Here is a 22,757-nt window from a genome sequence, read left to right as displayed (position 1 = left end):
ATCCTGCCAATTCCATCAAATTTCCTCTCATCATCTAGCCTTCTATCTCCATCGAACTTCCTCTCTCCATCTGTTCTTCTCTCTTCATGTTCCGATTGGCGGATAGTAAGAACGGGATGCCGAAGGCTGATGTTACAGCAATAATCGTGAAAATAATGATGGATGAATCTACACCTAAAGCCTCCAACAAAAAGCCACCAAGTAAAGGTGCCATTACATTTCCCAAATTGTTAAATCCTATCATCCCGAAATAGGTCCCACGTAATTCTGGCTTAGCGATACGATCGATAAGCATATCTGTCATCGTAAACATCAGAACTTCACCTATCGTAAATATAACTACACCCACCATTAATCCAATGAAAGATTGAAAGAACCCGAATATCAGTAGACTGCAAGATACGAATATACTCCCTAGGATCAGCGGAATAATAGGTGGTAATTTACTGGCAAATTTAACTACAGGAAACTGGCATGCCAGCACGACAATCGCATTAAGCGATAACATGTAACCGAACCACGTTGCGCCATTTTCAATCCGTGGACTCATCTCCATATATTGCGCTAACGTGGAGCTGAAATGTCCATATCCCAGTACGCAGAATATCATGCCAATCAACACAAACATAAATACTCGATCGCCACTCGTAGCACGGAACGCACCTGCTAATGTCACTCGTTCGCTAGCGTTACTAACTGCAGTACCCAATTTAGGGTATCTAAAGAATTGGATAATCAAGGTCACACCATATAGAATATAGACCACACCCGCAACGGCAAAAGACCAGTTCGATCCTGAAGCTCCCATTTGTAAACCTATAATAGGACCAAATACAACACCTAGATTAATGGCAGCATAACGCAGGTTAAACACTAGAAGTTTGCTTTCCTGGGGTGTAATATCTGCAAGTAAGGCCCGAGAAGTGGGTTCAAACATGGCACGACACAAGCCGTTAAGTGCATTCATAACAAAGAAAATCCATATTTTGTCCGCCACAGCGAATCCTATAAAGACAAGAGCCCACCCGAAGATCGAGATGAATATCACCTTTTTACGACCTATTACATCCGAAATATAGCCTCCATAGAAACTTGCAAACACACCGATCAAAGAACTTACCGCTACAACAATTCCGGTCTGTGACGGGGAAGCCCCCATCGTTTTAATCAAATAAATAGATAGAAAAGGTATACTCATAGACGTGGCCATTCTACCAAAAATAGTCCCCAAGATAATGGTCCATGATAAAGGATGAATTTGCTTTAGTTGTGTCATCATATAATGTTTTTTTGTTCTCCTCTGGCTAGATTTATTTTCAATTCTTATGTATCTAACTAATCTCAACATACTTGTTGAGTTATTCTCTTAAATGAATATTTATTATTCTACCACAGAACATACATTTGCATCATAACAATTCTACATTTCGAGTCAAAACCATCCTTCGCTCTCTTTCTTTTAATTCATGTTTTACAGACAAAATAAAGGACTTCTCGTTCTTATTGTAGAAATATTCGATTGGGTGATACATTCATGCAATCAATTATGGTCGTACAAATCCCGGCAAACATACCGTCGGATTACTTAAACTTTTTTCTGGCTAATGTCTCTGATAAAAAAAAGCAACAATTTTCACGTTTCGTCCATCAAGAGGATGCTTACCGCTCCTTGTTGGGTGAGGTGTTGATTCGTTCAACGTTATCTCATGATATGGGTGTGAACCATCACGAACTCAAATTTGACTACAATCCATATGGTAAACCTTTGCTACACAACAATCCAGATTTAACTTTCAATATCTCTCACTCAGGGAATTGGGTAGCAATGATCTTGGATCATAGAGGTCACGCTGTAGGTGTTGATGTGGAGAAGACTGTACCTTTGAATCTTGCATTCGCAGCAAACCTCTTTGCACCTCAAGAAAACCAAATACTTGCGTCAAAAACAGGTGATGCACAGTTAGAATACTTCTATCAATTATGGACCTTGAAAGAAAGTTATATGAAAGCTGTTGGTAAGGGATTATCTATCCCTCTCACCTCTTTCTCTATGAATCGCAGAGAGGATACCGGAGTATGGTACTCACCAGAAGCCAGTGGATTCCATTTCAAAAGCTTCAGAATGGATGATGCGCACATGTTATCAGTCTGCTCCAACGGTAATTATCTTCCTGATGTGATTCAGCAGGTTTCCATAAATCAATTGTATAATGACTTACTCTAAACATCATACGAAACAGCCGGCTTGCTCTTAAGCAACCGGTTGTTTCGTATGATGTTCCATATATCTATATTTGAATCTCCTCTTGTACCCTCTTAATCAGCTCTGTCACACTTGTAATGCCAAGGTCACCTTCGCTCCGATTTCGAACAGACACACTACTTGAATCCCTCTCATTCTCACCCACAATCAGCATATAAGGAGCTTTCTCTAGCTGTGCTTCACGAATCTTGTATCCTAGCTTCTCATTTCGCACATCAACCTCTACTCTGATCCCAGCCTGTACTAACGATTTCTTCACCTCATAAGCATAATCATTATAATTCTCGGACACGGGCAAGATCTTCGCCTGTACTGGCGCAAGCCACAAAGGGAATGCTCCACTATAATGCTCAGTCAAAATACCGATAAACCGATCAATGGAACCAAATATCGCACGGTGGATAACAACAGGCCGATGCTTCTGGTTATACTCACCAACATAGGACAGATCGAATTTCTCAGGCATTTGGAAATCCAATTGAATCGTGCCACACTGCCAACTTCGTTTGAGTGCATCCTGAATGTGAAAATCGATCTTAGGACCGTAGAACGCGCCATCTCCTTCATTCACACGATAATATATACCGCGGTGTTCCAGAACACTCTGTAACGATTGTTCAGCCGTATCCCACAATTCCTCTGATCCCATATAATCTTCTGGACGAGTAGATAACTCGATCTTATATTCAAAACCGAACACCTTATACATGTGATCGATCAATGCAATGGCTCGACTAACCTCCTCCTCAATCTGATCGGGACGTGCAAAGATGTGAGCATCATCTTGACAAAAGGTACGAACTCGCATCATACCGTTTAACGCCCCTGAGTACTCATGCCGATGCACTTGACCGAACTCAGACAGGCGGATTGGTAAATCTCGATAGGAGTGAAGACTATTTTTGTAAATCAGCATATGCCCTGGGCAATTCATCGGCTTGAGTGCAAATGTTGTTTCGTCCACATTCGTAAAATACATATTCTCGCGATAATGCTCATAATGTCCAGATTGCTCCCACATCCGATTGTTCATCATCAGGGGAGTAAATACCTCTTCGTAATCCCATTGTCTTTGTATGTCACGAGAGAATTGTTCAAGTCCTTTGCGGATCGCCATGCCCTTAGGAAGGTAGAATGGCATTCCCGGCGCCTCTTCAGAGAACATGAATAGTTCAAGTTCTTTACCCAGCTTGCGGTGATCACGTTTCTTGGCTTCCTCCAACATGGCTAAATGTTCCTCGAGTTCTACTTTTTTTGGAAAAGAAGTTCCATAGATGCGCTGTAACATCTTATTATTCGAATTCCCCCGCCAATACGCACCTGCTACGCTTAATAGCTTGAACGCCTTAATCCGTCCAGTAGACGGTAAGTGTGGCCCGCGGCAGAGATCTATAAATTCTCCTTGTTCATATAAGGAAATGACCGCATCTATAGGTAAATCTGCAATGAGTTCTAGCTTTAAGGGATCTTCCAACTCTCTAAAAATACGGATAGCTTCTTCTCGGCTTACCTCTCGACGTAGAATGGGTAGATTCTCTTGGATAACTCTCTCCATCTCGATCTCAATCGCTACAAGATCATCCACAGATAACGGTTGCTCCATATCGATATCATAATAGAATCCATCTTCGATAATCGGTCCAATTCCTAGCTTAACAGCTTTGGATCCGTACAACCTTTTAATCGCTTGTGCCATCACATGTACAGTAGTATGCCTATATATGTTTAACCCTATCTGACTATCCAATGTAACCAGTTCTAAGAGGCAATCATGGTCTATCGCATGATGGAGATCAACGAGTGTGCCGTTCGTTGTTCCAGCCACCGCATTCTTTTTCAAGCCTGTACTGATTGATTCTGCTACTTCCAATATTGTGGTACCTAGCGGATACCTCCTAACTGTTCCATCTTGCAGCGTTACGTTAATCTCGCTCATCATGATTAGCCTCCATTTCTTAAATTTATTGAACGCAAAAAAACGCATCACATCCCCAAAGGGACGAGTGCGTTCAACTCGTGGTTCCACCCTAATTCAACCCGTCACATCACTTATTGGGCTATTCGCCACAACCTGTTAGTAACAAGGTCCTTCATTAATCATTAGTATCCTGTAACGTAGATAAAACGGTGATACATACAACGCGAGTCCATTCACAGAATCAACGGGTTCAGCATCACAGCTACAAAGGGGTAATCTCACAACCGGTACAGGAGAAGCTTGCAGCCATCACTTCACTCTCTGGGCAGTCCGGAAAAGGAAATCATGTCTTTGGTCAGAGCCTAACATATATAAGATTGGTACAATATTACATAACCCCACCGTTGATTGTCAAGTAAAATTATGTAAAACAAACGTATTGCAAGTAATATCTAGTAAAAGATGGTATAAGTTAATTTCTAACCCAACCGTCTTCTATGATGAGTTCTCGAATCACCTTCGCCGGGCTTCCTCCCGCCAATACATTGTTTGGAATATCCCTATTCACGGTACTCTTTGCGGCAATCACAGAGTTATCTCCAATCGTGACACCTGGAAGAATTGTACAATCTGCTCCGATCCAAACATTATGACCGATAACAATTTTTGCACTCAATTCACCGTTGTCCGCAGAATCCATCCGGTGATAATTGCTATCAAAAATACTCGTTCTTGGGCCGATTTTAACGTGATCCCCAATGATAATCCCTGTACTAGCCGCGATCCCTACTCCAGCATTAATATACACATGATGTCCTATTGTTAAGCTAGCTTTTTTATTACTGGTCAGTTGAACTGCCCATGGATGTCCTACGATGGAGAGGTTTTTACCAACCTGAATTTCCCCCATTTTATTAATGAAGACTTTTCCACGTATTTTTGAAGACATCTCACCTAATTTGTATAGACCTCGTAGTTTGCACACTGCTCCCTTAATTCCCATTTCAACATTTACTCCTTCCGAAAGTACGCTTTATGAATAGTATATCAGAAATATCACATGTATTTATCATGTTATTATTCATATTGAATAACTTTTAGAGATGAGCTAAAATAACGAAATGTCCTTTAACCTACGTGTTACCCTGCGAGTTCATCTTCTTATGTCTATACCAGTATGTGTATTTCTCTTTCAAATATGTAGTATTCTACCTCAATATCTTGGCTCACTTCCACAATCGCTCCACATGTCGCAATTCACTTCCTTCCAAATTCAATTTATAGATATCCGGCATTGACGTGGACGCCCAGAAATCATAATCATATTTCGCATCAAAGTGATTCATCATTAAGGTCATGATATCACCATGTGTGCCCAGCACGATCTTCTTCCCCTGATTATCATGAAGTACCTTATCAACCGTTGCAATCGCACGATCCTGAGCTTCATGACTTGATTCTCCATTGGGGTACATGAAATCGAAGTCATTATACAACTTTCTTTTCGCTTCTTTGAAATCCAAGTTTCCGAAGTCTCCTATGACTCTTTCTTTTAAATCTTCTTCTATTGCAATCTCTTCAGAAAGTTCATGGGCTAAGTTCTTAATCGTTTCAATAGCTCTTTCGTATGGACTTGAGATGAAGATGTCGATTCTTTCATTGACCAGTAGCTCTTTAACTATCCTTGCATCCCGTAGACCTTTTTCGGATAACCCTCGAGTACGTTCTTCTCCCTTAATATAAGGTGATTCTGCATGTCTTACGAAGTAAATAGTCGTATGTATCGCCATATTTTCATTCTCACTACTTTCATCAATATTAAAGTATCTGAACGTAAGTGAACCCCCATCCACTATATGATATACTATATCGCGGAAAGCACGGGGGACTTAGCTAACTAATCACTTCGGTTCTAATCACTGTAGGAAGTCTAACCTTCATCAATCCGTTGTTGAATTATCCTTGAAATGTTTGATCGTATTCCCAATCCCAGCAATAAAAAATAAAAATGCTACAAATCCAAAGCCATATGTTATTTTCCAATTACTATGATCAGAGATGACATCTGTTACAACAAATGCAGCAGCTGCTAGAAAATTCAAAATAGCAATTGTAAGATAATTAATTCCCTTCAATATATCACCCCTTTCGTGTTGTACAGCAAAATACGTATAAGTCTGTTAAGGGTCTTAGAAACAACTACTTTTGTATTGTATTCTTTTGCTTTGATACTTTCAATGTTGAATGAGAAGAGAGATACGGTCAACAACTCAATGACTAAAGTCACGAGCTTGTAACTGCCCAGAAGTGCGAACGATTCTTGAGAATCTCCTTCCTTAGTATGGCGTTACATCAGGGCAGGTTGACAGCTACCCAACTACAAAAGACATGCTTATGTAGTTACTTCAACGATGTACTCAATTCCCTTTCGTTGAAGATTCATTGCTCCTACACGATCATCATTAGATGTGTATTGGCACGTTTTGCAACAAAAAACATGATTCTTCTTGTCTCGATTTGCCTTCTCTGTATGACCACATTTTGGACATGTCTGCGAAGTGTATTTTGGATCAACTGCAATAACTTTCGAGCCAGACATAACAGCTTTATATTCAAGCATTTGACGGAACTGAAAGAAAGACCAATGATACGAACACATAACGATCTTGAACTCTAACTTTTTCAGTTGCATTTCGAATACCTGATAAGTCTTCCATAACAAATAACGTATTTGCTCCATAATGATCGACGAGTGCCTTACTGATCTGATGATTTACATCAGTCATCCAACGGGATTCTCGTTGTCCAATTCGTTTTATCTTTCTGCGTGAGGAGGCAGTTCCGAGTTGTTGCAGTTGTTTTCTGAGATGTTTGTATTTTGCACGTTTATGTTTAATTCGTCTTCCATCGAAAAACAAAGTATTATCTTGAGAATCGTAAGTTGTAGCGACAAAGTTTATACCTAAGTCAACGCCAACAACTTGTTCGATATCTTTATCCGAAACATCTTCTACTTGTTTGGTCATAGGAATATGCAAAAACCATTTCCCATACTTGCTAACGAGTTTAGCTGTTCCGAAAGACCACTCAGTATCGAAGTATTGTTCCATACCTTTTGCTTCATAGGGAACTTTTACTCTTCCTTCAAGTGTATTCAAAGAAAAATTATCTTTGGATAGAGAATAATCTCTATTCCAAACGAGATCATATTCAGGCTTCTTGAAAGTGACAAGTGTCCACTCATGACCACTACTCTTGTTGGTCTTGTATCTAGCAATTACAGTTTTCAATACAGATTGTGCCATTTGCGAACGCAATCCATATTGAGTACGAAGGGTCTCATATGTAACCTTATGCAAAGAAGCTTGATTGAGATTCTTAGTGTCAAATACCATTTCTGAAACAAAATTACATCCTTTCTTATACACAGACATTGTTTCAACGATATTTGAACCTCTGTAGGGTTAATCTTTATCTTTGCTGTAATGGTGGTTTTCATCATGCTCACCCCCTTCACTAAATGTTATATTATATATTTAGTGAAGTGAGTAGTGAGAATCAGAAGAAAGGTGTGGAGTATGTTATTATTCAGGATAAGTACAATTCGCTTTCAGCGACACAGTTTCCTCACACGACTAAAGTCGCATGTCTCCACTGTGAAGAGATGAAAAAGAATACATATTAACAAGATTGTGGATCGTATATTTGAAGGATAATAGCTGTTAACATACGTTTCCAAACAATTTTAAAAGCCTTATTACATTTTAGATGTAGTAAGGCTTTTATTTTTTACTATTTTATATAATCAGGAGGTCTAGTAGAATCTCTTATAATTAATTCGGCCGGGAATATTTTATGTGCGTGAGTTATTTTCTTATGGATCAGATCAAAAAGGAGTTTTATCGTTTCTTCGGCAATTTCCTCTACCGGTTGTCTCATCGTTGTAATGGAAGGATTATAGTAAAATGATATATCAAGTCCATCAAAACCAGCTACTGAATAATCATCTGGTACACTCTTTCCAGCTTCAAATATAGCTTTGCATGCACCAACAGCCAGACTATCCGAGATAGCATAAATAGCTGTAAACTCTTCCTTTGATTCTAATAATTCTTTAGTTACAGCATACCCATTTTCCATCGTGTAACTCTCAATGTCTTCCTTCATAAACCGTACCAAATTCGTATTATATGCCAAACCATGATCCTCTAAAGCTTTTTTATATCCTTCATATCGTAATTTCCCGATACTTACATCTTCCATAGATGCAGTAATGATTGCGATTTGGGTATGCCCTAGATTACATAAATAATCAACTAATTTATAACTTTCTTTAAAGTCATCCACGGATACAGAAGAGTAATCATTAGGTTCAAACTCCGTAGTCATTCCTATTGTACTAAGTACAAACGGTACCGTTAATTGTGTCAGTTTTTCTTTAGAGTGTGAGAAATATCCTCCTAGAAACACAATTCCTTTTAGTCGCTTTTCCTTTTCAAGTTCTATAGCAACATCAATTTCATCCTGATTCTCATCTACACGCTGTAGAAAAAAGGAGTACTTTTTTCTCTTTATTTCTTCCTCAAATACTTTAATCATGTGATTAAAGAAAGGATTCGTAATCCCCTTAATTAATACCGCTATCGTTTTCGAAGCAGCACGCTTTAAATTTCTCGCGCTATTATTAGGAACATAATGATTTTCTTTAATTACATGCATAATCATCATCTTTGTTTCTTCATTAATATCTGGATGATTGTTGATCGCTCTAGAGACTGTGGTTACGCCAACCCCACACATTTTTGCAATATCAATAATTGTAATTCTTTCCATTTAGGTTCTTCCCTTACACTGTAGTTTCACCCATGAAATCCCTTGTAAATTCTCTTTCTCTAACCATGCATTATTATCTCTATGGCACAGTCCCGCTATACTTTAAATAGAACTACATATCCAGGTTCTTAATATCATAAATATAGCAATTAAAGTTGTATAAGACAATCAAACAAGATTATTTGCATGTTATCACATATACAAAGATGAAATTAAATTCATATAAATACCAGTATTAAGGACCATGAAGTTAAAAAAAAGAGTAGGTTATTCTCGGATATTAAACACACCAAGAACGGAACCCTACTCTTTGAATAGAATACCCACTCATCTAAAATTTATTATCCTTTGACTGCTCCTGCTACTACACCTTCGATAATATACTTTTGACAAGATAGGTAGAAAATTACGATAGGTACAATAGCTAATACTAGCATCGCCATCATAGCTCCCATATCTATAGAACCATATCCACCTTTTAGATATTGTATAGCAATAGGAATTGTTTTATACTCCGTACCGATAATTAAATCAGGTAACAAATAGTCATTCCATACCCACATTACATTTAGAATTGCAACCGTAATTGCAGTCGGTTTAAGAATAGGCAATACGATATTGAAGAAGGCTTGAACTGGATTACATCCGTCCATCATTACTGCTTCTTCTACCTCGAGCGGTATCGATTTAACAAATCCACTAAATAAGAAGACAGATAATCCAGATCCAAATCCTAGATAGATCAATATAAGCCCGATTGGATTATTAAGATGTATGATATCAGCAACCTTAGACATTGTGAACATGACCATTTGGAAAGGTACGATCATTGAGAATACAAACACATAATATAATGCATTCGTGAATTTACCCTTAACTCTTGTAATATACCATGCAGTCATTGAAGTAAATAGAACAATAACTGCTACAGAAAATACTGTAATGAACAATGACATTCCGAAGGCACTGAGAAAATCGGTCTTGCTTATCCCACCGATATAGTTATCAAGCCCAGAAAACGTTGTACTGTTAGGGAATAAAAATGGTGTGTCACTAATGTAAAATTTCCCTTTAAATGAGTTCATTAGAACGATAAATATAGGAGCTAGAAATGAAACAGCTAATAATACTAATATGATATAAACGATACTATCCTTAAACTTCGAAGTTTGAGTTTCCATTAATTCTCAACCTCCTTTCTTCTAGTAAGAACAAGTTGAATTAATGCGATCAAAGCGACTAGAACAAAGAATACAACTGCTTTTGCCTGTCCTACGCCTTCCCAACCGGTTGTACTATAGAAAGTGTTGAAGATATCTAATGCTAACATCGTAGTCTGTTTCGATGGTGCACCAGCAGTTAAAGCTAAATTTTGGTCAAATAGCTTGAATGAATTTGACAATGTCAAAAACAAACAAATCGTAATTGCTGGCATAACCAACGGAATGGTCACATTTCGTAGAATGTTGAAGCGACTCGCTCCATCGATTTTTGCAGCTTCAACTATATCTTTAGGAACATTCTGAATACCTGCGATATAGATAATCATCATGTAACCTATTAATTGCCAATTCATTAGTATGATCAAACCCCAGAAACCATACTTAGCATCGTACGTAAGAGTAACATCGAAGTAATACAAAACACCATTAAGTATTAATTGCCAAATATATCCTAGTACAATCCCGCCAATTAGGTTAGGCATGAAAAAGATAGTTCTAAATAAATTTGTACCTTTTTTCCCTCTTGTTAATAACATTGCAATAATAAATGCGAACACATTTATGGTAAGCACTGATAAAATCGTAAATTTAACCGTAAACCACAATGCATCTAGAAATTCTTTGTTTGAAAAGGCCTTAATATAGTTACTTAATCCAACCCATTTTGCATCTGTTACTGTTGTGAATTCTGTGAAAGACAAATATATTCCCATAAGAAATGGAATTACAAATGCTATAGCGAAAGCCAGCAATGTCGGCAATGCGAAAAGAGCAAAATATTTTTTTATCGCTTTTTCCATGTCGTCTTCTCCTTACTACTCAGTATTAAAGTTTCTCTTCTCTCTCTATCCATAATATTTAGCCACTGTGTACCGTCAGTACGCAGTGGCATAAATATGATTCCATCATCCAATTAAACTTACGACGGATTGTTTAGGTCAATTAAGCTTGGACTGCGCAATCCGTCGTAATTGTACTTATATTATTTTGCTTTTTCAGCTTTCCATGAATCTTTAACTATTGTTGAAACTTCATCCCAAGTCTTTTTGCCTTGAGCATATTCCAACAATGCATCACCAAATTTGTTTTTGAATTCTTCATTCGGGAATGCTGCAAACGTCCATGCTAATGATGATATCCCATCTTTTTCCATCCATGCTAATACTTCTTTTGCTAGTGGATCTGCTGGTTTTTCGTTGTCTTTAAATGTGTTGAATGGTGCTATAAAACCTAGGTCGTTTGTTACATAAGCTTTACCTTTATCACTAGAGAACAACCACTCTAAGAAAGCGATTGAGTCTTTTTGCTTGTCAGCAGATACTTTACTATTGATTGCAAAATAGTTTTCTGTACCAATAGCTAACCCTTGTTTCTCTTCACCAGCAATACCAGAGTAGATAGGCATAAACTTGATATCTTCTGCTTTAACTACGTTTCCATCTACATCACTAATTTGTCCCCATGCCCAGTTACCATTTTGAACCATTGCAACTTGACCAAGAGCAAATTCAGCCATTGAATCTGTTACTGTTTTACTTCCTAATAACGCACCTTTTGTTACAGAGTTATTGATGTAAAGATCGAAGACATTTTTGAAGTTATCTCCGTATTTGAATGAAATTTCTTTAGAATCCAGACCCGCTAATATTGTGTTATCAAAGTTTGTGTTGTCTTTGAATTCATAGTATAATGGGATGTTTGCTAGATGTGTCTGCCATCTCCATTGTTCACCAGCACCTAGAGAAGTGGAAGCGAATACACCTTTAACGCCTAATTGATCTTTCTTAGCAGTCATATCTTCAACCACAGCTTTTAGTGTAGCGTAGTTGTTAATTTCAGCTGTAGATGAGATAGAAACAGCTTTGTCAGCTAATGCAAAGTACTTCTTCATGATAGCGTCATTGTAGATAATTCCATAACCTTCTACAACGTAAGGGATACCGTACACGCCTTCTCCACTAGTAACTGCTAGTGTTGGATCAGTCAAGTAGCTGTACAATTTCGTATCCTTCAAATCTAGTGCATAATCTTTCCAAGCTTCATAACCAACAGGTCCATTCATTTGGAAGATGGTAGGAGCATCAGATTTTGCAATTTCAGATTTTAATTTTGTTTCATAAGTTCCTGCAGCAGCAGTTACAACTTTGACTTTCACGCCTGTTTCTGCTTCGTAATCTGCAGCTATTTTCTTGTATGTTTCAGCAATTTCAGGTTTGAAGTTTAAGAAGTAGATTTCTCCACCTTTACTTGTTGCAGTCTTGGTCGAATCTTCTTTCACTTCTGCATTTTTTTCGTTCTTGTTACCACATGCAGTCGCTAAACCGATAACCATAGAAGACACTAGCAAGAGTCCTAACATTTTTTTAAATTTGTTCTTCATTTTTTCCCCTTCTTTTCTTTAAATTTGTTTCAAAGGCCATCGTATTGAAACCGTTACCATCTATTCTCAGTAGGTTTTGACAACGCTTCCCTAAACTGTATTGGAACCGTTCTCGGTAACGTTTCCAGTGCTTGGGTCAATAGTAGCATATTGACCTGTATTTTTGCAATAGTTTTTCTTCAATAAATATCCAAACCTATAAGATTACCCAATTCGTTAATTTTTCAAACGTCTCTTACCATTTTTATATGGGCGGTATGATGATTTCCGTGCCACACATAGATCCCTAGCTTGTAATTTAATCTGGTCATTTGTTTAGATTCCGGGTGATGAAATTGTCTATTAAATTGAGTTTCATCCATCGATTTCAATAGAATAGCCCATCTCATATGTAACGCATCAATTAAGACTTTCTCTTCTTCTTAGGATTGGTTATCGTTACACGATGTCAAATATTTCTATTGGATCTTCAATGAAATAATGGGGTTGCTCAGCCAATAACACCTCACTTATATCAATCCCCCAAGAGCTTTCGTCTTTGCCAAATAAGCCTTTGGAAGATTTAATATATTCGAATACATTGATGTCTTTATTTTTCAAATAATCTCTAATATTAGACTCTGTATTGGAAGTAATAATCGAGATCACATATCCCCTTTTCTTGAGCTGACCAAGAACATCAAGAATTCCATCAAAAAAATGAAGTGTAGGTAAATATGATTTATATTTATTTTTAAAGTCCTTTGAAAACTTTCTAATTAATAGCACTCTGGACATCGGAACACCAAGAGCTTTAATTTTCTCATCTAATGGAAGCTTCATAATCATTTGATACTCTTTTTGATCCAACGTCTTAAATTTATACTGTTCTGCTAACTCATTATATACCTTTACGATAATTCCCATAGAATCTACAAGTGTTCCGTCGAAGTCGAATACGATATGCTTTCTCAAGTGATACCCTCTTTCATATTCGATCTGAATAATAAATTGATACTTTTCTACTATACTCTACCAATAATCATTCCACACTAAATATATACAGATCTAACCTATTCTTCTTATTCGACATAAAATTCTCAGATTCCTTGCTTGAATGCCGAAATCTAAAAAATAACTTCTAAATTGTAAACGCTCCTAAAATAGCACTTATTGTTTTTCTATGAGTCTTAACATGAAGCTTTTAACATAGAATGGTACAAGTTAACTGCATTTAGGAGGTATTATCAGTGAGTGTAAATATTTTATTTGGTTATATCATTCTAGGATTAACGTTAGCAGCACCCATTGGCCCCGTAAATTCTGTCCGTTTAGATAAAGGAATCAAAAACGGTTTTTGGCACGCTTGGGTTGTAGGTGCAGGATCTATGATAGCGGATGCTATCTTTATGTTACTGGTATATATGGGGATGGTTCATTTTTTAGATATTCCATTCGTTCAAATTTTCCTTTGGTTGTTTGGTGGTTTTGTACTTATTTATTCGGGAGTTGAAAGTATCATGGGTATTAACTCCGTCACACTTTCTTATAACAGGAAAAAGGACTCTTTAATCAGTTGTTTTCTGACTGGTTTCATCATGTCTATTACAAGTCCATTATCCATTCTCTTCTGGTTGGGGATCTATGGTTCAATACTAGCAAAAACAGCCCAAGTAAATGGTACTAGTTCGCTATTAATTTATAGTTGTATGATATTTATTGGTTTAAGTTTGTGGGATATATTTATTGCATCGCTAACAACCGTATTTCGAAAATTTCTCAATGATCATATTCTTAAAGTGATTTCTATCATATCTGGGATATCGCTTCTTGGGTTTGGGATATATTTTGGTTATCTAGGAATAAAATCGCTTTTCTTTTAGATTGGTAACCATTTTATCTATCCTTCATAAGATACAGGGTACAAAATATCGAGGCTATGGCCTACTTTTCCCTATTTAATTGGAGGACGAATATAATATGCCAACCGTAGTTATTCCCAAGAGTTACGAATCAAAACTGAATTCAATGCAAACAGAGAAAGCCCTTAAAATAGTGAAAGATCACTTCGAACATGAACTTAGCAAATCACTCAATCTAATGAAAGTGTCTGCACCCCTTATCTTGAAAAACGGAACTGGTATTAACGATAATTTGAATGGTATAGAGAGAATGGTCACCTTCGAGGCCTTACATCTAAATAATGTTCAACTTGAAATTGTGCAGTCACTAGCGAAGTGGAAGCGTACGGCGTTATCTAGATATGGATTTAAGCTCGGGGAAGGTTTATATACGGATATGAAGGCTCTCAGAAGAGATGAAGAGCAAGACAATGTCCATTCGATCTATGTAGATCAATGGGATTGGGAGAAGATTATTTTACATGAACAGCGTAACTTGCTAACTTTGAAAACGGAAGTTCTTAAAATTTATAAGACCATTAAATCTACAGAAGCGAACTTACATCAGAGTTTCCCGGAGTTAGAACCTATACTTCCAGAACAAATTCAATTCATTACTACTCAAGAACTCGAATATTTGTATCCTGATCTTTCCCCTTCACAAAGAGAAGACCAGATCGCTAAGCAATATGGTGCTGTGTTTGTCATGCAAATTGGTGGCAAGTTGAACTCGGGAGAACCCCATGACGGCAGATCTCCTGATTATGACGATTGGAGTTTAAATGGCGATATCGTATTATGGTACCCCGTTCTTGACCGCGCGTTCGAAGTATCCTCTATGGGAATTAGAGTCGATAAGCGTAGTCTGTCAGAACAACTAGAACTTTCTGGCACTGAACATAGGAAGTCACTTGAATACCATCAGTCTGTACTTGATGAACGTTTACCTTTTACCATTGGCGGTGGTATTGGGCAATCTAGATTATGTATGTTTTTGCTGAAAAAGGCACATATCGGTGAGGTACAGGTATCGGTATGGAATGAGCAAATCCTTAAAGATTGTAAAGAAGGAAATATAGAGCTGCTATAAAGGGTATCCCTGCATCTTTTCATCAGGTGTAGTAAACAGCGAACGGTTTACTACACCTTTTTGCATAGAATAATTTAAAACGCAATACTATACGCCTTCTTTATTCCAGACCTTTTTCTTCATAATAATTGCAGCTATTGCAATTAGCGCAATCAATAACAAACTTACATAGAACCCAGGTCGAATATGCTTTTCAAGCAATGTTCCACTAACAGCTACCGCCATTAGCAAAAGTCCTACATATGCAAGAACTTTACTCCACCATTTTTCTTTCAAAATTTTGAAAGAAGACAAGATAATGAAAGCCCAGTTATACAATAGTAATATACCAGCCGATGTCGTAATATATTCGTAGATCTTACCGGGCAATAACAATGCTGTGACTATAGATGCTATTAAGCCAATTGTAGCGAGAAGTAAAGAAAATAAAGGTAATTTCTTGAACTTCATTTTTTTGGAAAAAAGTTTAGGCGCATTTCCGTCCTTTGCAATGGTAACTAAAAGATTCGTCACTCCAAATAATGAAGCAGTCATTGTTGAAAACCCAGCCAGAATAATGGCCCCGTTGAATACATGTGGAAAAAATCCCAAATGAAAACTATCCATCGCGGTAACAAACGGACTTTCTTTTTCAGTAAATGCCTCCAGTGAAGCCATGGTTACAGCTAATCCCATAGATATGACATAAATGACGGTTAGGACAAGAAGCATCACTGTCCCTGCTTTCGGTGCATCTTCTTTCTTTTTGAGCTGCATCGCCATCAGACCAATGACTTCAATGCCTCCAAACGCATAAAAGGCATAAATAAGCGATGTCCAAAACCCTTTCAGACCCTTGGGAAATAGTTCGCTATAGGTATTAGGAAATGATGGGGGCTCCGCTCCTTTTAGACCGAACCAACCGAACACAGCACATACCGCTAAAACAATGAACATAACAATTGCAGCTGTCTTAATCACGGCAAGTATATTCTCGACTCGATCGAACCCTTTTGTTCCAAATAACACGACAATGATTGCTATAATGGCGTAACTTGCCGCAAATATCCAAAGTGGAATTTTTGGTAACCAAAATTGTGATAATATCGAAAGCGCAGTCAACTGACTACCCATAATTAGAATATTTGAGAACCAATAATTCCAACCACAGCTAAACCCAGCCCAACGTCCAAATGCTTTGTTAGCATAATAACAAAAGGAGCCTTCCTGCGGATCTAAAGCAGTCATTTTGGCGAGTAGATTATAGACGATATACGTTCCTAAAGCTGCTAAAATAAATGAAAAGACAATCGATGGTCCCGTTGTTTTTATACCAATTGTTGATCCAAGGAAATAACCCGTTCCTATCGTGCAACCGACACCGATTAATGACAGTTGCCACCACTTCATGTCTCCTTGTTCTGCCTTAGCCTTATTAGAGTTGTTACTATTACTAGCTGAACTGCAATCTGCTTCTTTCATTTCCCGAGATCCCCCCTTCATAAAGGTTAGTATTGTTAACACATTACTAAATTATGAAGGAAAAAATTGGAACTTCCCAGAATAAGAATTCATTAGATCCGTCCTTTATATCAAGTCATAATCGTATTTTACAATTATTATGTATGATATCGGCTTCCACAACTAAACTAATTATCTAAACGTTCATTAACTCAGATCTGTTCTACCCGAGTTTGTTCTTCACTAAACTATTGATTCCCCTCAGTTGTTCTTCTGTTGAATAAATAATTAGACAAGATTGGTCTATGGATGTCACAACTAATCGCTTAGAAGATTTATTCTTAATGAGATCATTGAACTTTTCAAAAATTCCAACATCTAACCAATCATAATCCATTTGCAAATCCCATTTAACCTGTTGGTTATCATATGTAAAGGATACCCACACTACTCCATTCTCTATATCTACGCAATCTTTAATATTACGAATATCGAGTTCTGTCATTTTCTTTAGTCTTTCAATCACTTCTGAATACACACCATGATCTTCAATACACTCAGTATCGAAATACCAGATATGATCTGAAGCATCGACAAATGTATCACCCTTAGAGATTTCGCCACCCATACAGATCAATAATGATAGATAGGGGTCTTCCTCAAAAAAATCTCTAGAAACTTCTTCAAGAAATATAGCAGGCTCTATCCCTTCATTAAAAGTTATGCCAAATTCCGCTAACTTCGCAAGTTGGTGATCCAAAGAATCAGCCTTCTTTTTAAAAAGTCCGAACATAGTAAGCAGCTCCCTGTGTTATCTAATTCATGCATTCTCAAATCTATATATTCCAAAATCTTTCAAGGTCAGTCCTATAATTGTTTCTTTCAGTGGATTTAAATCAGGTGTAAATGCTGGCATTTCCTAAATAACACCAAATTTTTCTAATGCATAGTAAATGCCACCTTCACTTGCTTTTTTGGTAACAAAGTCCGCACTACGTTGTAGCTGTTGTTCACCATTCCCCATGGCAATTCCCAATCCTACATACTCCAACATATCGATGTCATTTCCACCGTCACCAAAAGCAATGGCTTCTGATCTAGAAATGTTAAAATGATTCAACACATGTCTAATCGCCAATGATTTAGAGGCTTCCGTGTGATCATACACATTCATAATGTAGTCGTGCCAACGTTTGAAACGGAGCGAAGGAAATTGATCTACGAATTTTTGAGCTTCGTTATCGTCTGCATACAAGCACATACCATATATTTCTTCTGAAAGTGAGCTTATTTTTTCGGGATAATCCGCAAGCATCAAAGTCTCCATTAATGCACTCCTAATTCGCTGATTGCCAGTACCTATCCCATTCATAGCATATCGTTCCGTGAAATAGGAAATACCGTGACCGTTCAATTCGGCGAATGTCGAGACATCTAGAACCGTTTCTGTCGTTAGCACTGACTTATATATCGTTTCCTCCTTACATTTAACAAGAGCACCATTTGCAGAGATAAAAGTATCAATTCCCAACACCTTAAACTCGTCACACATATTGAACGGCCTTCCTGTCGCGACAACCACTTTTATATCTTTCTCTATCAATCTTGCAATGGCTTCTTTCGTGCTTGGTAGCATAGTTCTATCAATCTCACTTAATAGGGTCCCATCAACATCGAAAAATACAACCTTATACATATATTTGTAAACTCTCCTTTTAGTCCGGCACGGATTTCCAGCTGGGTAGACTAATCTTCCAGTTCATCAATCCTATCTGAACGGATCCAACTCATTTCTTGAATATGTAATATCTCTTTAAATTCTTCCACTAGTTGATGATCAGACTCAAGTTGCATCAAATAGTCACTAGTCAACATCCCCGCTAATTCGTTTAATTGTTCATCACTTATACCAAAAAGTTTAAAACTATCTACATTGCAGTTCAAAAATTGCTGATTAATTAACTCTTTATATTCTTTAGAATTTTGAATTTCTTCTTCTAGATTCTCTCTAATCTTGCTGCCATTAACGTCATCATATAAAAATTCATTAGGGTCTTCTTCCGGATACCTTTCTTCTGCAAGACTCATGAGCATAGTGTATTCTAACTCATATGACACATGGACATTTGCTAACTCTTGAGAGTTGCTAACGATACTATACCCCCAACAATGATCTTCAAAATTATAGAAGTACATTACTGGAAACTGGTTTGAAATTTCATATAAACTATCTGGAATATCCTCATCAACAAAAGTATCTTTAGTGATAAAGACTAACCATTCATCATTAAGTTCTGTCATATACGTTGGGGAAAGTTTCGTAAGCCATTCTTTATATTTCACTAATGTTAAACATCCTGATGTAAACTCACTCATCTTCATTTCTCCTTCGTTATATTCGTGAGAGCTACTAAACTGTTATATTGTTTTATGCAAGGAACAACGCATCACAATAAAGTCAACCTCTTCGTCATCCACCTTACTCTTAAAACTACATCCTTGAACAAAGCCCGCACGCTCATATACTTTTATTGCTCTCTCATTAAAAGCGGCTACAACCAATTGAATATTATGAACATTAGACTCTTTCATTAGATACTCGATACCTTGAGACAAGAATTCTAGCCCATTACCCTTACCCGTATAATCCGGCCTCAAGCCAACCCCGAAATCCAAGTATTTATTGTTATCATATATACCTATTGGATATCCACCAGGTACCCGAGAAGAGTTCCCGCTACAGATGTAGCCAACTAACATATCCTGGCTATCTAATGCATAAAAGTAATCACCATTCAACAGATCATCAATACTCTCGCTACTATCACCCATATCGTATAGATTATAAGGTTCCGGGTACATCCATTTACAAATCGCTGAAGCATATTGTTCATTCATTGGTAGATAATGATATGTCGTCATATTGATTCTCCCTTATTTCATTTAGATTTCTTAACTATTACTTCCCACCGTTTATGAATAGTAAATAATACTCTTCTTTCTCTATATCACTATATCCTATATCATCGCTACAAGAAGTTAGGTAATATTCCGTTCCAATACGGTCTTCTTGTGGATCGAGTCGTTGACCCATGATTGTACAACTTGTTTTTCGTACTCCTTTATTTTGCCCTCCAAATTCATCCCAGGTGTTATCGTAGGAATATGAAATCTTATCTCCATCGGACTCAAGGTCTATATAAATGGGGTCACCTTCATCCGTATACCGAGCAAGTGTGATACTATTACTATTACTTTTCTTGTTCTGATAATCTTCATAGAACGTTTCAATTTTATCTATATTCGCTTGGCCTGATGGGCCTGACACAACATATCCTTGCTGTTTAGCCTCACTAGAAGACATATCCGCGTGTAATGAATCATTCTTTGCTTCTGAACTACATGAAGATAATAAGATCAACAATGTCGTAAATACTAAACACTTCCTCAATTTAAGTCTCCCCTCTCTACGAGATACTCTTATGCTTCTATGCTAATTCCCTAAGGACGTCCAATCAGTACCTGACTACGATGTTAGCTGAATTCACTAGCTTTCTTCAAGCTTATTGAGTACATCCCACTCTATAAAAATTTTTCGTAACCCTAACACAGTTGTATTAATAAATTCTTCTAACTTATTCATTGTTAAGATACTTGGCTCACTAATAGGTTCATTCTCACCGTTATTGATGAAACGTATCTTCTCTTCTCTATAATAGTAAACCTCTTGTTCAAACAATCCACCTAACTCAAACGCCTTGCCTGCTTCAAGCCTACTTACTAGTTCTCTAGTCTCCGGCTTATTACGATATATCAAGAATTCAAACTTTGTTACATCCTGCGTATAAATCCTCCGACTATTGGGATGTAATTCATACGCTGGATAAATATCAAATGTCCATACTCGATCAGCATAGACATGGGCGATGTACCCGCATAAATATTGCATAAACCTCAAATCATTAAATGCCAAATATTTGTTGTGTTCAAAAAACTCCTTAAGATCTTCATCTGTTGGGAACTTGCCTTCCTCACGCATTAAATGTGTTTTTGCTTTCTCTATTCTCTCGTTAGTCCTTACATGAATTGAATCGGGAGCAATGCTTCCCAGTAAAAACTCAGAAGATGGTTTGGATAACAATCCACTTGCAACCAAGAAATGGACCATTGGCCAAGGCATTAAAATCACTCCGTTCTATTTCTTTATTTTAGTTCTACAACTGCAGTTTCTTCCATTTACGAATCTTAGAACGAAAACTCTTGAAAGGCGCTACTGAATTAATGTGAATCCATTTGACCATAGCCCATTTCGGATTGGAACCTGTCCAATGCCGAACACCTTGCGTAAAAAGTTCCTCTTCATTCAATGAATCAATCCAATCCTGCCATTGTTGTTCTGTTTCTTTGAATACATATCTTAATTCCTCTAAAGAATAATGCGAGTATGTATGATAAAAGTATTGATACAATCCACCAAGTTGATTCCATTTATAGTCCGGAGTAGGCGTAATGACGGTTTTACCCATTTTCTCATCCCTATCCCACCCCATAACAAGATTCATCCAACCAAGTTGGTAAGCGATGATTTCTGCGGGTGTCCGATCTACCTCTTGAATACGGATATCCTTTTGATATTCTTGAATCCCATCAAATTCATTATCTAGAGATAGATAGCCGTTATGGATGGCATTTTTCAATGCAAGTTTAGATTCATAGTCATGACTAGGCATCCTCATACCCCCTGACCCTCCAATTCATTTAATGTCTCTTATAAATCGTCTGATGTGTAGACTCTTTTGCAATTGGGACATTCAAAAAACGTTACTTGATTTGTTGACGAGATTCTTCTATATATTTAGCAATTCGATCAAATTGACTCAAATATCCCGATACATGATGCTGTAACTTTTTATCATACTCAAATGCTAGTCTCTCAATATAGTTTAATATGACTTCTATATTTGAATCATTTAAATGAGATAACTTAATATAATCAGGTAATTCTTCATTAAATCCATGTCTATGTATATTCGTGTTATGTTGAATGTCCCTCTCGATCATCTCTATTACTAAATACTCCCTAACAAGTTCAAGGAGTAAATGTAGACCGATCAAATGATCTCTTCGAGCAAATTTCTTAATAGTAATAACATATTTATACTATATTTCACCAATTATAGGTTCATAGGAGTTAAAAGAAAATCTAGTCTCATGATCTCTAACCGGTTCACATAACTCGATATGTCCATATACAACTAATGAAATATTACTTGATGCTTCAACCAGTAACCATTCATTGTAAGTACATATAGATACGTCTAGAAGTTCTATTGATTGGTTATGTTCGATAGCGGTTCTATACAATATTGATTCCGGATTGATATACAATTCACTTCCGATAATTTATCCAGATTTATTTATTGTTTGAATAAACACCTCTTCATCTATGTGTACTAATGGTTCTAAGACTACTAACACATCCAAATCTGACCAGAAATCCACTGTATTTTCATTAAGATGTGAGCCTCTAAGAATTATTGCCTGAACCTCAGTTATATTAGCCGTTATTTCATTGATCAGATATGTTAAAAATGGACTCATTATTATTCCTCTTTCTAGTCTTATGACCATAAACCTTCTTTGCTCTTAGCTTTGATTCCTTCTTTTCTTTGATATCTCCATCCTCTTTGCAACAAAAAACAGACAACACTGCAGGGATCTCTCCCTCAG

23 protein-coding genes and 1 pseudogene are annotated in these 22,757 nt (G+C 37.1%); 3 read left to right on the top strand and 21 right to left on the bottom strand.

Annotated elements, in window-relative coordinates:
* Nucleotides 1-34 precede the first annotated feature (34 nt).
* On the bottom strand, nucleotides 35-1,279 hold the full coding sequence (locus tag AC1D69_RS19575) for an MDR family MFS transporter (RefSeq protein ID WP_495457826.1): 1,245 nt from the start codon (nucleotides 1,277-1,279) through the stop codon (nucleotides 35-37).
* Between the two features lie 255 nt (nucleotides 1,280-1,534).
* Here AC1D69_RS19575 and AC1D69_RS19570 point away from each other — a divergent pair, with 255 nt between their 5' ends.
* The gene (locus tag AC1D69_RS19570) at nucleotides 1,535-2,224 is read left to right on the top strand and encodes a 4'-phosphopantetheinyl transferase family protein (protein WP_495457825.1); all 690 of its coding nucleotides are present in this window, start codon (nucleotides 1,535-1,537) and stop codon (nucleotides 2,222-2,224) included.
* A 64-nt stretch (nucleotides 2,225-2,288) separates the two neighbouring features.
* Here the strand turns inward: AC1D69_RS19570 and thrS are convergent, their stop codons facing one another.
* The 10 genes and pseudogenes from thrS to AC1D69_RS19520 all read right to left on the bottom strand — a co-directional run bounded on the left by thrS (nucleotide 2,289) and on the right by AC1D69_RS19520 (nucleotide 13,571).
* Nucleotides 2,289-4,202 (bottom strand): threonine--tRNA ligase, encoded by a 1,914-nt coding sequence (gene thrS / locus AC1D69_RS19565; protein ID WP_495457824.1) that lies wholly within the window; start codon nucleotides 4,200-4,202, stop codon nucleotides 2,289-2,291.
* A gap of 451 nt (nucleotides 4,203-4,653) precedes the next feature.
* Nucleotides 4,654-5,184, bottom strand: coding sequence for an acyltransferase (locus tag AC1D69_RS19560; RefSeq protein ID WP_495457823.1), 531 nt, complete (start codon nucleotides 5,182-5,184; stop codon nucleotides 4,654-4,656).
* Nucleotides 5,185-5,407: 223 nt separating this feature from the next.
* The gene (locus AC1D69_RS19555) at nucleotides 5,408-5,971 is read right to left on the bottom strand and encodes a histidine phosphatase family protein (RefSeq protein ID WP_495457822.1); all 564 of its coding nucleotides are present in this window, start codon (nucleotides 5,969-5,971) and stop codon (nucleotides 5,408-5,410) included.
* A gap of 150 nt (nucleotides 5,972-6,121) precedes the next feature.
* The gene (locus AC1D69_RS19550) at nucleotides 6,122-6,316 is read right to left on the bottom strand and encodes a hypothetical protein (RefSeq protein WP_495457821.1); all 195 of its coding nucleotides are present in this window, start codon (nucleotides 6,314-6,316) and stop codon (nucleotides 6,122-6,124) included.
* A gap of 257 nt (nucleotides 6,317-6,573) precedes the next feature.
* Nucleotides 6,574-7,680 (bottom strand): annotated as a pseudogene (locus AC1D69_RS19545) (RNA-guided endonuclease InsQ/TnpB family protein).
* A 293-nt stretch (nucleotides 7,681-7,973) separates the two neighbouring features.
* Nucleotides 7,974-9,014: a LacI family DNA-binding transcriptional regulator gene (locus AC1D69_RS19540; protein ID WP_495457820.1), complete on the bottom strand. Its 1,041-nt coding sequence runs from the start codon at nucleotides 9,012-9,014 to the stop codon at nucleotides 7,974-7,976.
* Between the two features lie 341 nt (nucleotides 9,015-9,355).
* The gene (locus tag AC1D69_RS19535) at nucleotides 9,356-10,195 is read right to left on the bottom strand and encodes a carbohydrate ABC transporter permease (protein WP_495457819.1); all 840 of its coding nucleotides are present in this window, start codon (nucleotides 10,193-10,195) and stop codon (nucleotides 9,356-9,358) included.
* The gene (locus AC1D69_RS19530) at nucleotides 10,195-11,037 is read right to left on the bottom strand and encodes a carbohydrate ABC transporter permease (protein WP_495457818.1); all 843 of its coding nucleotides are present in this window, start codon (nucleotides 11,035-11,037) and stop codon (nucleotides 10,195-10,197) included. The genes AC1D69_RS19535 and AC1D69_RS19530 overlap by 1 nt, the downstream gene beginning before the upstream one ends.
* A 182-nt stretch (nucleotides 11,038-11,219) precedes the next feature.
* Nucleotides 11,220-12,617: an ABC transporter substrate-binding protein gene (locus AC1D69_RS19525; RefSeq protein ID WP_495457817.1), complete on the bottom strand. Its 1,398-nt coding sequence runs from the start codon at nucleotides 12,615-12,617 to the stop codon at nucleotides 11,220-11,222.
* Between the two features lie 438 nt (nucleotides 12,618-13,055).
* Nucleotides 13,056-13,571 (bottom strand): HAD hydrolase-like protein, encoded by a 516-nt coding sequence (locus AC1D69_RS19520; protein WP_495457816.1) that lies wholly within the window; start codon nucleotides 13,569-13,571, stop codon nucleotides 13,056-13,058.
* Between the two features lie 275 nt (nucleotides 13,572-13,846).
* Between AC1D69_RS19520 and AC1D69_RS19515 the strand changes: the two genes are divergently transcribed.
* The gene (locus tag AC1D69_RS19515) at nucleotides 13,847-14,479 is read left to right on the top strand and encodes a LysE family transporter (protein WP_495457815.1); all 633 of its coding nucleotides are present in this window, start codon (nucleotides 13,847-13,849) and stop codon (nucleotides 14,477-14,479) included.
* A gap of 97 nt (nucleotides 14,480-14,576) precedes the next feature.
* Nucleotides 14,577-15,587 carry an aspartate--ammonia ligase gene (asnA, locus tag AC1D69_RS19510; RefSeq protein WP_495457814.1) on the top strand — a complete coding sequence of 337 codons (1,011 nt, stop codon included), beginning with the start codon at nucleotides 14,577-14,579 and terminating at the stop codon, nucleotides 15,585-15,587.
* A gap of 87 nt (nucleotides 15,588-15,674) precedes the next feature.
* On the opposite strand, the gene AC1D69_RS19505 is transcribed toward asnA, so the two are convergent.
* From AC1D69_RS19505 to AC1D69_RS19460, 10 genes are all read right to left on the bottom strand, one after another.
* Entirely contained in the window at nucleotides 15,675-17,048 is a 1,374-nt protein-coding gene (locus AC1D69_RS19505) for an amino acid permease (protein WP_495457813.1), read from the bottom strand.
* A 202-nt stretch (nucleotides 17,049-17,250) separates the two neighbouring features.
* Complete coding sequence (locus tag AC1D69_RS19500; RefSeq protein ID WP_495457812.1) at nucleotides 17,251-17,820, bottom strand: hypothetical protein; 570 nt, start codon at nucleotides 17,818-17,820, stop codon at nucleotides 17,251-17,253.
* Nucleotides 17,821-17,946: 126 nt separating this feature from the next.
* Nucleotides 17,947-18,723 carry a Cof-type HAD-IIB family hydrolase gene (locus tag AC1D69_RS19495; protein ID WP_495457811.1) on the bottom strand — a complete coding sequence of 259 codons (777 nt, stop codon included), beginning with the start codon at nucleotides 18,721-18,723 and terminating at the stop codon, nucleotides 17,947-17,949.
* 50 nt (nucleotides 18,724-18,773) lie between these two features.
* The gene (locus tag AC1D69_RS19490) at nucleotides 18,774-19,403 is read right to left on the bottom strand and encodes a hypothetical protein (RefSeq protein ID WP_495457810.1); all 630 of its coding nucleotides are present in this window, start codon (nucleotides 19,401-19,403) and stop codon (nucleotides 18,774-18,776) included.
* A 42-nt stretch (nucleotides 19,404-19,445) separates the two neighbouring features.
* The gene (locus AC1D69_RS19485) at nucleotides 19,446-19,949 is read right to left on the bottom strand and encodes a GNAT family N-acetyltransferase (protein ID WP_495457809.1); all 504 of its coding nucleotides are present in this window, start codon (nucleotides 19,947-19,949) and stop codon (nucleotides 19,446-19,448) included.
* 37 nt (nucleotides 19,950-19,986) lie between these two features.
* A complete protein-coding gene (locus AC1D69_RS19480; protein WP_495457808.1) occupies nucleotides 19,987-20,478 on the bottom strand; it encodes a DUF4362 domain-containing protein in 492 nt (163 codons plus the stop codon).
* 96 nt (nucleotides 20,479-20,574) lie between these two features.
* Nucleotides 20,575-21,207 (bottom strand): zinc dependent phospholipase C family protein, encoded by a 633-nt coding sequence (locus AC1D69_RS19475; protein WP_495457807.1) that lies wholly within the window; start codon nucleotides 21,205-21,207, stop codon nucleotides 20,575-20,577.
* Between the two features lie 34 nt (nucleotides 21,208-21,241).
* Complete coding sequence (locus AC1D69_RS19470; protein WP_495457806.1) at nucleotides 21,242-21,757, bottom strand: ClbS/DfsB family four-helix bundle protein; 516 nt, start codon at nucleotides 21,755-21,757, stop codon at nucleotides 21,242-21,244.
* 91 nt (nucleotides 21,758-21,848) lie between these two features.
* Complete coding sequence (locus AC1D69_RS19465; protein WP_495457805.1) at nucleotides 21,849-22,142, bottom strand: hypothetical protein; 294 nt, start codon at nucleotides 22,140-22,142, stop codon at nucleotides 21,849-21,851.
* 288 nt (nucleotides 22,143-22,430) lie between these two features.
* Nucleotides 22,431-22,628, bottom strand: a complete 198-nt coding sequence (locus tag AC1D69_RS19460) for a hypothetical protein (protein ID WP_495457804.1) — start codon at nucleotides 22,626-22,628, stop codon at nucleotides 22,431-22,433.
* Nucleotides 22,629-22,757: the final 129 nt, after the last annotated feature.

Source organism: Paenibacillus sp. Y301 (genome assembly GCF_059445505.1).
Note: the sequence above shows the minus strand (reverse complement) of the source record. Positions and strands in the feature narration are given on the sequence as shown.